General features: G+C 66.3%; 10 protein-coding genes. 4 read left to right on the top strand and 6 right to left on the bottom strand.

The features are described 5' to 3' along the window. Positions 1-39: 39 nt before the first annotated feature. The 4 genes from B3T77_RS13650 to dusB are packed head-to-tail and all read right to left on the bottom strand — an operon-like array spanning position 40 to position 5,638. Positions 40-900 carry a D-amino-acid transaminase gene (locus B3T77_RS13650; protein WP_292080240.1) on the bottom strand — a complete coding sequence of 287 codons (861 nt, stop codon included), beginning with the start codon at positions 898-900 and terminating at the stop codon, positions 40-42. Then, positions 900-2,306, bottom strand: coding sequence for a sigma-54-dependent transcriptional regulator (locus B3T77_RS13655; RefSeq protein WP_284877410.1), 1,407 nt, complete (start codon positions 2,304-2,306; stop codon positions 900-902). Before B3T77_RS13655 ends, B3T77_RS13650 begins: the two co-directional genes overlap by 1 nt. Positions 2,307-2,315: 9 nt before the next feature. After that, entirely contained in the window at positions 2,316-4,586 is a 2,271-nt protein-coding gene (locus tag B3T77_RS13660; RefSeq protein WP_292080241.1) for a sensor histidine kinase NtrY-like, read from the bottom strand. Then, a complete protein-coding gene (dusB, locus tag B3T77_RS13665; protein ID WP_292080242.1) occupies positions 4,583-5,638 on the bottom strand; it encodes a tRNA dihydrouridine synthase DusB in 1,056 nt (351 codons plus the stop codon). Before dusB ends, B3T77_RS13660 begins: the two co-directional genes overlap by 4 nt. Positions 5,639-5,733: 95 nt before the next feature. On the opposite strand from dusB, the gene B3T77_RS13670 reads away from it, so the two are divergent. Continuing rightward, the gene (locus B3T77_RS13670; RefSeq protein WP_292080244.1) at positions 5,734-6,885 is read left to right on the top strand and encodes a bifunctional 2-C-methyl-D-erythritol 4-phosphate cytidylyltransferase/2-C-methyl-D-erythritol 2,4-cyclodiphosphate synthase; all 1,152 of its coding nucleotides are present in this window, start codon (positions 5,734-5,736) and stop codon (positions 6,883-6,885) included. Here the strand turns inward: B3T77_RS13670 and B3T77_RS13675 are convergent. Next, entirely contained in the window at positions 6,882-9,170 is a 2,289-nt protein-coding gene (locus tag B3T77_RS13675; RefSeq protein ID WP_292080245.1) for a spermidine synthase, read from the bottom strand. The genes B3T77_RS13670 and B3T77_RS13675 overlap by 4 nt on opposite strands. A gap of 40 nt (positions 9,171-9,210) precedes the next feature. On the opposite strand from B3T77_RS13675, the gene B3T77_RS13680 reads away from it, so the two are divergent. Beyond that, positions 9,211-9,699 (top strand): CinA family protein, encoded by a 489-nt coding sequence (locus B3T77_RS13680; RefSeq protein ID WP_292080247.1) that lies wholly within the window; start codon positions 9,211-9,213, stop codon positions 9,697-9,699. Continuing rightward, complete coding sequence (locus B3T77_RS13685; RefSeq protein WP_292080248.1) at positions 9,696-9,947, top strand: sulfurtransferase TusA family protein; 252 nt, start codon at positions 9,696-9,698, stop codon at positions 9,945-9,947. Before B3T77_RS13680 ends, B3T77_RS13685 begins: the two co-directional genes overlap by 4 nt. On the opposite strand, the gene B3T77_RS13690 is transcribed toward B3T77_RS13685, so the two are convergent. Further along, entirely contained in the window at positions 9,904-10,752 is an 849-nt protein-coding gene (locus B3T77_RS13690) for a YihY/virulence factor BrkB family protein (RefSeq protein WP_409514537.1), read from the bottom strand. The two genes, B3T77_RS13685 and B3T77_RS13690, sit on opposite strands and share 44 nt — an antisense overlap. Before the next feature lie 297 nt (positions 10,753-11,049). Here B3T77_RS13690 and B3T77_RS13695 point away from each other — a divergent pair, with 297 nt between their 5' ends. Next, the gene (locus B3T77_RS13695; RefSeq protein WP_292080254.1) at positions 11,050-12,357 is read left to right on the top strand and encodes a diguanylate cyclase domain-containing protein; all 1,308 of its coding nucleotides are present in this window, start codon (positions 11,050-11,052) and stop codon (positions 12,355-12,357) included. Positions 12,358-12,392 lie beyond the last annotated feature (35 nt).

Here is a 12,392-nt window from a genome sequence, read left to right on the forward strand (position 1 = left end):
CCGCGACCTTAACCGCCGCCCGGCCGCTCGGGCAACGCCCTAAATGGCCCCTCGACGCGCCTGTTCAAGATAGAGTTCTCGCAGGCGGGTCGCGACCGGGCCAGGCTGGCCGTCGCCGATCTTCACGCCGTCCAGCGAAACCAGCGGCATAACGAAGGCGCTGGCGGCGGTGACGAACACCTCGCGCGCCCGTTTCGCTTCGTCGACCGAGAAGGCGCGTTCTTCCAGTTCGACACCCTCGGCGGCGGCGAGCTCGAGGACGGCTGCTCGCGTGACGCCCCGCAGGATATTGGCCTGGATGTCCCGCGTTCTCAGCCTGCCGTGCTCATCCACGATCCACGCATTGGTCGATGCGCCTTCGGTGATCAGCCCCATGTCGTCGTACATTAGGCACTCATAGGCGCCGCGCTCGCGCGCCGCCTGTTTGGCCAGCACATTCGGCAGCAGGCCGACCGTCTTGATGTCGCAACGCCCCCAGCGAATATCGGGTTGGGTGACGCCGGCCGCGCCGTTCTGCGCCAGACGCTGATTTCGCGCCCGATCGATCGACTTGGCGGTCACGACAACGCTGGGCGCGATATCGATCGGAAAGCCATGATCGCGCGGCGCCGTGCCGCGTGTGACCTGCAGATAGACCATGCCGTGTCGTACGCGATTGCGCCGCACGGTCTCGCGCAAAACAACGCCCAAGGCACCGGCGCTCATCGGAACGTCGATCTTCAGTTCGCTCAGACTGCGGTGAAGGCGGCTCATATGGCCTTCGAAATCGGCCAGCCGCCCGTCGAAGACCGACCAGACTTCGTAGACGCCGTCCGCGAACTGGAAACCGCGATCCTCGATATGGACCACGGCCTGGCCATGCGCGGCATATGCGCCATTCACATAGGCGACGCGTGACATCAGGCCGGCTCGTCCTCTTCGCCGCCGCGCGCAGGCGAGACGCCCAGTGACTTCAGCTTCCTGTGCAGGGCCGATCGCTCCATGCCGATGAAAGCCGCGGTGCGCGAGATATTGCCGCCGAACCGCATGATCTGCGCCGCCAGATACTCCCGCTCGAAGACCTCGCGCGCCTCCCGCAGCGGCAGGGCGATGGTGCGCTCGCCGCCCAGGTTCGCCGTCCCGCCGTTCGAGGTCGCCACCTCCTGCGGCAGCATGTCGGCGGTGATCGTTTCGGCCGGATCGCCGGTCGCCAGGATCAGCAGCCGCTCGATATTGTTGCGCAGCTGGCGGATGTTGCCGGGCCAAGGATGGACTTGCAGCACCGCCACCGCATCGTCCCCAACGATGCGTTTGGGCAGACCTTGCGAAGCGCTAATCGTGTCGACGAAATATTCAACCAGTTCGGCGATGTCCTCGCGCCGTTCCGACAGCGGCGGGACACGGATCGGCACCACGTTCAGACGGTGGAACAGGTCTTCGCGGAAACGTCCCTCTGCGATCTCGGCCTTCAGATCGCGCGAGGTCGAGGTCACCACACGGACGTCGACCTGAACGTCCTGCTCGCCGCCCACACGCCGGAACCGCTGGTCCACTAGAACGCGCAGGATGCGGCTCTGGCTCTCACGCGGCATGTCGCTGATTTCGTCCAGGTACAGCGTGCCGTTGTGGGCGCGTTCGAACACGCCGATCTTGCGCGGGCGGCCGTCCTGCCCCTCCTCGCCGAACAGTTCGACATCCAGACGTTCCGGCGTCATGCCGGCGGCCGAAATCGCGACGAACTCGGCGCGCGCGCGCGGGCTGGCTTCGTGGATTTGACGCGCCACCAGTTCCTTGCCCGAGCCGGCCGGTCCGGCGATCAGCACCCGACTGTTGGCCTGGGCCACCTTGGCGATGGTGCTGCGCAAGGCCTGCGCAGCCTGTGATCGGCCGATCAGACCCGACGGCGTCATGGTCGCCGCGCGCAGGCGGCGGTTCTCGCGCCTTAGCGTCGCCGCCTCGATGGCGCGTTCGACCACGACAACCAGCCGATCCGACTTGAACGGCTTTTCAATAAAGTCATATGCGCCACGCTTCAGCGCCGTCACCGCCGTCTCGATGTTGCCGTGACCGGAAATCATCACCACCGGCAGGTCAGGGTCCAGTTCCTTGACCACTTCCAGCAGCTCCAGCCCGTCCAGCCCGCCGCCCTGCATCCAGATGTCCAGGATCGCCAGCGACGGCTTCCTTGCCCGGATCGCCGCCAGGGCCTCGTCGGAGTTTGCGGCGACGCGCACGGCATGGCCCTCGTCCTCAAGCAGGCCGGACACCAGGTCGCGGATGTCGGCCTCGTCGTCGACAACGAGAATGTCGGAACCGGTTGGTCGCATCTTGCCTCGCTATTCGGCGGCCAGGGTCTGGAGCTTGCGCTCCGCGCCCTCGCCGCCTTTACCGTGGGGTTTCAGGGGGAAGATCATGCACACGCGTGCGCCGCGCAGGGTCTTGGCGTCGGCCAGCTTCAGCTCGCCGCCGTGGTCCTCGCAAATGCGTTTGACGATGGCCAGGCCCAGGCCCGTGCCCTTCTCGCGCGTGGTCACATAGGGTTCGGTCAGGCGATCGCGATCGCGCGTCGGCAGACCCACGCCGTCGTCTTCGATCATGAAGGTCGCGGCGCCGTCGTCGATCGTCAGCGACGCGATCACGCCCGCACGATCCGACGCCGCCGCCTCGCCTGCCGCAAGCCTATGCGCTGCAACCGACTCGCCGGCGTTTTTGAGGATGTTGATCAGCGCCTGCCCCACCATGCGGCCGTCGGCCTGTATCGTCGCCTTGGGCAGGGGCTCGCTGATATCGACGACGATGTCAGGCGCGGCGACCCGCTGGGCGAACACCGCCTCGCGCAGCATTTCGGCCGGGTTCTCGGGCGCGAACCGCGGCGCCGGCATGCGAGCAAAGGAAGAGAACTCATCGACCATGCGGCCGATGTCTCCGACCTGGCGGATGATGGTGTCGGTGCACCGGTCGAAGATTTCGACATCCTCGCCGATCCGCGCGCGGTATTTCCGCTTCAACCGCTCGGCCGACAGCTGGATCGGCGTCAGCGGGTTCTTGATCTCATGGGCGATGCGACGGGCCACGTCGCGCCAAGCCGCGTTTCGCTGGGCCGTCACCAAGCGGGTGATGTCGTCGAAGGTCAGGACCATCTCCCCACCCAAGCCACCTTCGATCCTAACGCGCAGCCGCCGCGTGTCTCCGCCCCGGCTGACGTCGATGTCTTCCTCGATATGAGCCTCGGCGCGCCGAACCAGATCGCTCAGCTCTGGCGACAGGGCCGCGAGTTCGTGACCCAGAACCTCGGCGTCGTCGATGTGAAGCAGTTGCAGGGCGCTGTCGTTGATCGCCGACACCCGCCCACGCTTGTCCAAGCCGATGACACCGGCGCTAACGCCCGACAGCACCGTCTCGATGAACCGGCTGCGATCATGCGCCTCGTCGCTCGCGGCTTTCAGCGCGGCCTGCTGAGCCTGCAGATCGCCGGTCATGCGGTTGAAGGCGTCCGATAGGGTGGCGATCTCGGCCGGGGCGCCGTCGCTGTCGACCCTTGCGGTGAAGTCGCCGCCCGCGACCTGTCCCGCCGCCTTCACCAGACGACCAATGGGCGCGGAGATGCTGCTGGCTGCCGACATTCCCAGCCACACCGCCCCGACCAGCACCAGCAGCGCCGTTTCCAGATAGCTGAGGATGAAGGCCGACTGGATCCGGGCGCGGCTTTCTTGAGCCTCTCGATAAGCCTGGATCGACTGAACCGACGTGTTCATTCGTGCCACAAGGCCGTCCTGAAGCGGACGCACCAGATAAAGATAGGCGTCGCCATAGGCTGGCAGGGCGATGATCGACCGGACGGCGTCTGGATGCTGTGTGACGGTTTGAGGAGGCTGCCCGCCTTCAGCGGCGGCCGCAAGTTCATCGCGCGGCGGCGCAAGATAGGGAGGCGCGCCCGTCTTTTCAGCGCGAGCCAGCACCTCGCCCTTGCCATCCAGAATGTAGATGGCGGGATAGCCGAAGATGTCTCCAACTTGGCCTAGAGCATCGTTAAACTGGATGCGATCGGCGAACAGGCTTCTCGCGCTTACCAACTGATCCGAAATCGTGACCAGGTCAGCATCCATTGCGGCCGAGACGTCCTGGATATAGGCGCGGCCCACGATCGCTCCGTTCTCGACCGAGGCCTGGACGTTCTGGCTGAACCATTGATCCACGCCCCGATTGACCAGCACACCGAACACCAGGGCGATCAGCACCGACGGGACCAGGGCCACCATCGAGAACAGGGCGACGAACCTCAGGTGAAGGCGCGATCCGGCTTCATCGGTGCTGCGCACCAAGGTCAGCACGCGCCGACCGACAATGATGGCCAAGCCGGAAATCAAAAGCAGATTGGCGGCCAGCACGATCAGCGCGATCTGGCTGCTCGATCCGCGCGCCGAACCCGATGTGGCGCCCGGGGCGACCGCCACCAGCCAGATGGCCGCCGCCGTGATCGCGACAGCCAGAAAGAACGCCAGTCCGAAGCCGGTCCGCGCGCGTTCGCTATCGACCCACCCCCAGAACGACGCGTCATCCGACACGAGGTCGGGCGAAGCGGTGCGTGCTGAAGGCGTATCCGTCATGCCACAGCAGTCTCCAACACCTGTGACCCATTTTCAACAGCAGACTTGCCATCTCGAGGCAAATCCAGCCGCCACAGTTCGTGCATGGCGTCTTCGACGGCCATCGGATCATCCAGGCGGCAAATTCTTGCCTTCGCCTCACGACGGTGTTGCGGATCGGCCGGCCACGGCGCCTGTTCGATGTACCAACCCAGATGTTTGCGAAACATCTTCAGACCCAGCGGCAGGCCGTAGAACTCGGACGACGCCCGCAAGTGCTCGATCACGATCGCCAGCCGCTCTTCGGGTCCGGGTTCCTCCAGCGCCACGCCGTCGATCAGCGCCCGTTCAAGGTGCGCCGCCAGCCACGGCCGTCCATAGACACCCCGTCCCAGCATAAGTCCGTCCGCGCCGGACTGCGCCAAGGCCTGGCGCGCTTCATCCGCGGTGATGATGTCGCCATTGACGATGACGGGAATGCCGACCGCCGCCTTCACCTTCCCGACCGCGTCCCAATCCGCTTGCCCGGTGTAGAACTGTTTTCGCGTGCGGCCATGCACCGTGACCGCCTTGACGCCGATCGCTTCCGCGCGGCGGGCCAGTTCGGCGGCGTTCCGGCTCTCGTCGTCCCAGCCCAGCCGCATCTTGACCGTGACCGGCCGATCGGTCGCCTTCACAGCCGCCTCCATGATCCGACACGCCAGATCGGGCGTCCGCATCATGGCCGAACCGGCGGCCGAGCCTGTCACCTCCTTGGCCGGACAGCCGAAGTTCAGATCGACGATGTCCGCCCCGGCCTTTTCCGCCATGCGCGCCCCCTCGCCCATCTGTTCGGGATCACGCCCGACTAGCTGGATGACGGTCAACGGCAGACCGGCCCCCACGGCGGCGCGCCGCACGACGTCCGGCCGCGCCCGCGCCAGTTCCTTGGCCGCCACCATCTCTGTCGCGACATAGGCGGCGCCCAGTCTGGAGGCCAGCACGCGGAACGGCAGGTCGGTCACGCCGGTCATCGGCGCCATCAGCACCTGGCCGGGCACGGTCACATCGCCGATTTGCAAGGTCTTGGGCATTTCCGTCTTTCGCCGCATCGCAGCCGCCCTCGTCAAGCACGACCGCGGCGCTTTGATGGTTTCGCCCCGTCGCCGCGCGCACTATCAAGACCGCCATGACATTCTCGGGCATCATCGTCGCGGCCGGTTCAGGCTCGCGCGCCGGCGGCGACAAACAGTGGCGGGACCTGGGTGGGAAGCCCGTGCTGCGTTGGTCGGCCGAGGCCTTGCTGAACGCTGGCGCCGACGAACTGATCGTCGTGATCGCGCCTGACGCCGTCGAGCGGGTGTCGGAGGTGCTGTCCGGTTTGCCGCGTTGGAAAGCCGTCGTCGGTGGAGCCGCCCGGGCCAATTCGGTCCGTGCCGGGCTTGCAGGCCTAACCTGTCCAGCGGATCAGCCGGTTCTGATCCATGACGCTGCCCGTCCGCTGCTGAAGGCCGCCGTAATCGACCGTCTGCTGTCCGCTCTTGAAACTTCGGACGGCGCCCTGCCCGTCCTGCCCGTCGCCGACAGCCTGCGACGCGGAGAGGCGAACATCATGACCGACGTGGTCGAGCGCGACGGTCTGTGGCGCGCCCAGACGCCTCAAGCCTTTCGTCGGGGCGTGATCGAGACCGCCTATGCCGCCTGGTCGGACGCCGAGGTCCCGACCGACGAAGCCGTCGTCGTGCAGCGCAACGGCGGCGCGGTGGCCCTGGTTCAGGGCGATGCGCGTCTGATGAAACTGACCTATCCCGAGGATTTCGCCATGGCCGAAGCTCTGCTGCCCCAAGCGCAGCGTTATCAGACCCGCATCGGCTCCGGCTATGACGTGCATCGCTGGGGACCAGGCGGGTCCGTCTGGCTGTGCGGGATAGAGGTGCCGCACGATCAGACGCTGATCGGCCACTCAGACGCCGACGCCGGTCTCCACGCCCTGACCGACGCCATCCTGGGCGCCATCGCGGCGGGCGACATCGGCGACCATTTCCCGCCGACGGATCCGAAATGGAAAGGCGCCGCCTCGGACCAGTTCCTGATCCATGCCGCCGAACTGGTCGCGGCGCGCGGCGGCCGCATCGTCAATGTCGACGTCACCCTGATCTGCGAACGCCCCAAGGTGAAGCCGCACCGCCAGGCCATGCGCGACCGGATCGCCGGCCTGCTGGGCCTTCCGCTCGACGCCGTCAGCGTCAAGGCGACCACGACCGAAGGGCTTGGCTTCACCGGACGCGGCGAAGGTCTGGCCGCCCAGGCCGTGGCGACCGTGGAGACGCCGGCGGGCTAGCGCGCCGCCATTTTCATCTGACGCACTAGCGATCCGAACAAGTTGACGTAGTTGTCCGTCCACGGACGCACCGTCGTCGGCGACAGCTTGCGCCAACGCGCATCGTCCCTGAACCCTTCCAGCGCCGCCGGGCTCTTGCCGATCAGCAGGGCTTCTGTCGAGGCCTCGGCCATGTCGCCCTGGTTCGACTGCTCGATATAGACTTGGTGCAGGTGCGGGACCTTCAGCGCCTGCGCCGCCGCCTCGGCCGGCAGGGTGATCTCCAGGTTCCGGTTCGACAGATGCAGCACCACGACGCCATCGGGCGCCAGCAGCCGCAGATAGCCGCGGATCGCCTCCACCGTCAGCAAATGCGTCGGCACGGCGTCGGACGAGAAGGCGTCGATAACCAGCAGGTCATAGGATCCTGCCGGCTCGCGATCCATCGTCAGGCGCGCGTCCCCCAGAACCGTCCGCACCGGCCCATCGGCGCAGCCGTTGATGAAGCTGAACCATTGGGGGTCGCGCGACAGCCGATCCACCATCGGATCGATCTCGAAGAAGGTCAGTTGGTCCTGGGCGCGCTTGTAGGCCGCCATGGCGCCCGAGCCCTGCCCCACCACGCCGACGCGCGCGCCGTCCAGTCGTCTTGTCTGCATCTGCAGCATCGCCTGCCCCAGTGGCGTCGAGGTCGCATAATAGAGCGTCGGCTGACAGCGGTTCGACGGCGCCTGGGCCTGGGCGCCATGCAAGGTCGTGCCGTGCATCAGTACGTGGACCGGCCCGCCCATCAGCGGATCGTCGATCTTGGCCACCCGCATCACGCCAAAGAAGCTGCGCTCCGACAGGGCCCAGTCATAGCCGCGCGCCAGATGATAGCCGGACCAGACGATAACGGCCAAAACGATCGTGAACATCACCGCCCGATCGCGCACCAGGAAGGCGAACAGGGTCGCGATCCCCAGGATGGCTTGCGCGATCCGCACCAGTTCGGCGTCCGGGATGGCCGCGCGAATGTCGGGCGCATAACGAACCGCCTCCATCGACAGCGGCCCCAGAAGGGCGATGATCACGCCGGCGACGCAGCAGATGATTTCCCACGGCCTGATCTCGCGTCGGATCCACGGTCGCAGCAGTCCGGCCGCCACCAGCACCAGCGGATATTCCCACACCATGTCGAAAATGGCTGGCGCGATCAGGCCGTTGAACAGTCCGCCGACTACGCCGCCCAGCGACAGCAACAGATAGAATTCGGTCAGCCGATCCGGCGCCGGCCGCCGCGCCGCCAGCCTTTGGTGACACATAAGCGCTGTAAAGAAGAAGGCCGCCAGATTGACGGTGAACACCAGCAGCCATTCACCAGTCCGGAACGCAATCAGGGCGGCGCAGGCCGCTGCCGCCGCCGCCTGCAAACCAAGGCCGATGGCTGGCGAAACAGCCGGCCGGGTCTGGAACGCGATGACAAACGTCAGCAGATAAAGCGCAAGCGGTATGACCCACAGAAAGGGCGCTGAGGCCACATCCGTCGTCAGGTGCGCCGTCACGCCCAGCATCAGACTGGACGGCAAGGCGGCCAGCATAACCAGCATCCCCTTTTCGCGCCAGGCGATCGGCGGGCTGGCCTCAAGCGGCGCGGGCTCCGCCGACCCGATCTCACGACGCCGCCAGACCTGAACGCCCAGCCCCACGACCATCACCACGAATAGCCCATAGCCGACGCTCCACCCCAGGCGCTGATCCGACAGGCTGGCCAGCGGCTCGATCACCACCGGATAGGCGATCAGGGCCAGGAAGCTGCCCAGGTTGGAGGCGGCATAGAGAACATAGGGGTTCTGCCCGTCTGCGTGTCCGGCCCGCACACGCGCATACCAGGCCTGAAGCAGCGGCGCGGTCGCCGACAGCACAGCAAACGGCGCGCCGATCGAAACCGCCAGCGTCGCCAGCAGCCACATCGCGGGTTGGGACGGATCGGGATCCCCCAACAGGCCGCTGATCTGCAACGGTAGGAAGAACGCCGCCACAATCAGAAGGCCCAGATGAACCCCGACCTGCGCGCGCATCGTCGCCAGACGTTGCAGCAGGTGCGCATAGCCATATCCGGCGAGCAGCGCGGTCTGGAAGAACACCATCGACGCGTTCCACACCGAAGGCGATCCGCCCAGCGTCGGCAACAACAGCTTTGCCGCCATCGGCTGAACGACGAAGACCAGACAGGCCGATGTGAAGATGGCGACGGCGAACAGGATCGGCGCGATGCGATCCGATGTCGGGGCTGCGGGGCATAACGGATCGATAGCCTCGGTCATGCCTCTGGTTAGAGCGGGGTTCGCGGCCTATGAAAAGACCATGTTTTCCCAAGATATCGCGCAGCTGGCGCAACAGATTGTCGCAACGGCCAGCGAACGCGGCCTGATGCTTGCGACGGCCGAAAGCTGCACTGGCGGGCTGGTGTCCGCAGCGATCACAGCCATTCCCGGCTCGTCAGCGGTCCTGGATCGCGGCTTCGTCACCTACAGCAACGAGGCCAAGGCCGAGATGCTGGGCGTGTCGGTAAAAATCCTGTCCGACCACGGCGCCGTGTCGCAAGCCGTCGCGGTGGCCATGGCCGAGGGCGCAGTGACGCACTCGCGCGCCTCCGTCTCGGTGTCCGTAACAGGCGTAGCCGGACCAGGCGGCGGATCGGTCGACAAGCCCGTGGGTTTTGTCCACTTCGCGGCGTCAGGCCCACAAGGCGTTGTTCACCGTGTCGAGCTGTTCGGCGACCTCGGCCGCGATGGGATCCGCCAGGCCAGCGTTCGCGTGGCGTTGGAAATGCTGGCGGATCGGCTCGCGTGAGCGACCCTGTCGTTATCGACGCCAGGGGTCACCGCTGCCCTGTTCCCAGCCTGAAGCTCATGAAGGCGTTGGAAACCGCCTCGCCCGGCGCGCGGATCGTGCTGCTGGCCACCGATCCGATGGCCCGGATCGATGTGCCGTTTCTGATGTCACAGAAAGGCGGCCGCGTGATCGAAGTCGAGGACGGCGACGGCCTTCTTCGCTTTACGATCGAGACCGGCGCCCGGCCCGACGCTCCGACAGATTGACGACATCGGCCGGCGGCGTGTCGGCGATCGCGCGCGCCTTGGCCGCCAGTTCCATCTCGGTGGCGAAGGCGCCGCCGTAGAAGATGGCGTTGACGTTCCACGACAGCCAGATCAGCAGCACCACCACGGCGCCGACCGATCCATAGGTGGCCCCCAGCGGCGCGATCTGCTCGACATAGATGGCGCACAGCCACGATGAGACGACCGACATCAATGTCGCCACCAGACCGCCCACCGTCGCCGGCAGCCAGGCGACCGGCGTCCTGTGGCTCATGGCGTAGCGGTAAAGCAGCGTCAGCCCGATGACCAAGCCGATGGCGGGCAGGAAGGCGTCAAGCGGCGCCATGCCGCTTCGCCCGGGCAGGCCGGCGGCCGACGACGAGGCATGCGCCATGATGCGCACGGTCACGACGGCGCCCGACACCACGGTGAACAGCGCAAAGGCGAAGATGGCCACGAAGAAGGCCAGCAGATTAAACTTGAAGAAGCCGTGCGGCTCTGTCTCGTCATGGATCAGGTTCAATCCCGCCAACAAGGCCTTGAAACCCCGGTGCGCGGCATAGGCGCCGACGAACAGGGCGAAGGCGCTTTGAGCCGAAACTGTCCGCGCCGACGCATTGCTCAAACGTGTGATCTCGCCCTGAAAAATGGTCTGCGCCGCCTTGGGCAACAGGTCCGACAAGGCGGTCGCCTGGGCGCTGACTTCGCTGATCGACAGACCCAACTTGTAAAAGCCGATCAGGATGGCGATCGCCGGAAACACGGCCAACAGGGCGAAGAAGGACACGCCGCCCGTGTAGAGCATGACGTCGCGGCCCCAGCTGCGGGTAAACGCTCGCACGGCCAGCCCGCCCCAGAACCCGGGCGCTTTCAGGACCGACCGTGTCAATTGCTCACTCAAATCGGTCCCCACAACCGTTGCACAAGCGGCGGAACCTAGCGGAATTCGTCTGCGGCGAAAGTCTCATCCGCGTGAGGACGATCATTCGCGATCCGGCCGCATCGCTTTGGCCGGCCGACATTGCATCCTTAACACCCTCGTCGCTATGGTCCGCGCGTTTCCGGCCGACTATTGGCGCGGCGACTTTTGGAGACGATCGGCTTGGCTTTCGACGCGCGCGTATTGATCCTGGCGGCTGACGATGGCCGGATCGGGCCGCTCGCTGCGGGTCTTGATGCGCTGGGCTGGACGACGGTGACCGCCCGCGACGTGGTCTCGGCCGAGATGACGCTTCAGGACTTTCCGCTCGAAGCCGCCGTCATCGACATCAACACCTTCGACGCCGACGTGGCGTCTCGCCTTCGCGCTGCCGCAGAGCCGCGCCGCCTGCCCATCGTGGTCATCGGCGCCCGCCCTGATTCGGTGAAGGGTGCGGATCTGACCATGTCCACGCCGCCGCATCCGGCCCAGGCCGCATTGCGTCTGGAACAGCTGGGCCGAGCCGCCATCGCCGAGGAAGAATATCGACTGCGCGTCACCACCTTCGCCACGCGCGGGGTGGGTTTGGACAAGCGGACAGACGACGATGGTCCTTTGCGCGTTCTGGCCGCCGGCGTCGCGGACCGCCGCTTTCTCGCCTTGTCGAACGCCCTGACTGCGGCCGGTGTCGAGGTGGTCGCGGCGCCGACGCCCTACACCGCCTTCGACTATCTGCACGAAAGCCCGTTTGACGCCGCCGTTCTGTGGGGCGCCGAAGACCATGCGCCCGCCCTGTCGATCGCGGCGGGCATGAAGCGCAACACACGCCTGTATCATATTCCGCTGATGCTTTATCTGCGCGGCAGAAACGAGATTAGCCTGGCTGAACTGTTCAACCGCGGCTTCGCCGATGTCGCGTCCGCCGACACGCCCGAGGGCGAAACGGCCGAGCGGATCCTGGCTCTGGCCGGCGCGCACCGCATCCATCTGGGCATCCGAAAGACGTTGGACTCGGTGCGCAGCCTGGACGTGATGGACCCGGAAACAGGGCTGTTCACGCCCGAACTGTTCGCCAGCCACCTGGGTCGTGTCGCTGAGGCCTCGCGCGCGCGAAAGCGCCCGCTTTCCGTCTGCGTCCTGCGGGTGCGCGAAACCGAGTCCGTCACCTGGGCGCGTCAGGGCGGTTGGCTGGATCGCGCCATGCCGCAGATCGGGGCCATGGTTTCGCGCCTTGTCCGTGTCGAGGACACCCCTGCCCGCTTGGCCAAGGAGGTCTTCGCCCTCGCCCTGCCCGCGACCCACGCTGAACCGGCGCGTCTGGCCGCAGAACGAATCGCCGCCGTGATCGGCTGCACCGCCTTCGACGCCGGCCCGGACCGGTCGCCGTTCGTCGCCGAGTTCGACGTCGGCGCCGCCGAGATGCGTCCCGACGAAAGCGCCGCCGCCCTGCTTGAGCGCGCTTCGGCCGACCTGTTCGAAAAGAAGCGCTGAGGGGCTTTACGACCCCGCCACCCGCGCCAGATCGG

It is taken from the genome of Brevundimonas sp. UBA7838, from assembly GCF_002500885.1.
Taxonomy (GTDB): Bacteria; Pseudomonadota; Alphaproteobacteria; order Caulobacterales; family Caulobacteraceae; genus Brevundimonas; species Brevundimonas vesicularis_C.

Coding starts and splice junctions, on each gene's coding strand:
- B3T77_RS13675 (WP_292080245.1), bottom strand. CDS start 9,170: ATGACCGAGGCTATCGATCCGTTATGCCCCGCAGCCCCGACATCGGAT.
- dusB (WP_292080242.1), bottom strand. CDS start 5,638: ATGCCCAAGACCTTGCAAATCGGCGATGTGACCGTGCCCGGCCAGGTG.
- B3T77_RS13670 (WP_292080244.1), top strand. CDS start 5,734: ATGACATTCTCGGGCATCATCGTCGCGGCCGGTTCAGGCTCGCGCGCC.
- B3T77_RS13660 (WP_292080241.1), bottom strand. CDS start 4,586: ATGACGGATACGCCTTCAGCACGCACCGCTTCGCCCGACCTCGTGTCG.
- B3T77_RS13690 (WP_409514537.1), bottom strand. CDS start 10,752: ATGCTCTACACGGGCGGCGTGTCCTTCTTCGCCCTGTTGGCCGTGTTT.
- B3T77_RS13655 (WP_284877410.1), bottom strand. CDS start 2,306: ATGCGACCAACCGGTTCCGACATTCTCGTTGTCGACGACGAGGCCGAC.
- B3T77_RS13650 (WP_292080240.1), bottom strand. CDS start 900: ATGTCACGCGTCGCCTATGTGAATGGCGCATATGCCGCGCATGGCCAG.
- B3T77_RS13680 (WP_292080247.1), top strand. CDS start 9,211: ATGTTTTCCCAAGATATCGCGCAGCTGGCGCAACAGATTGTCGCAACG.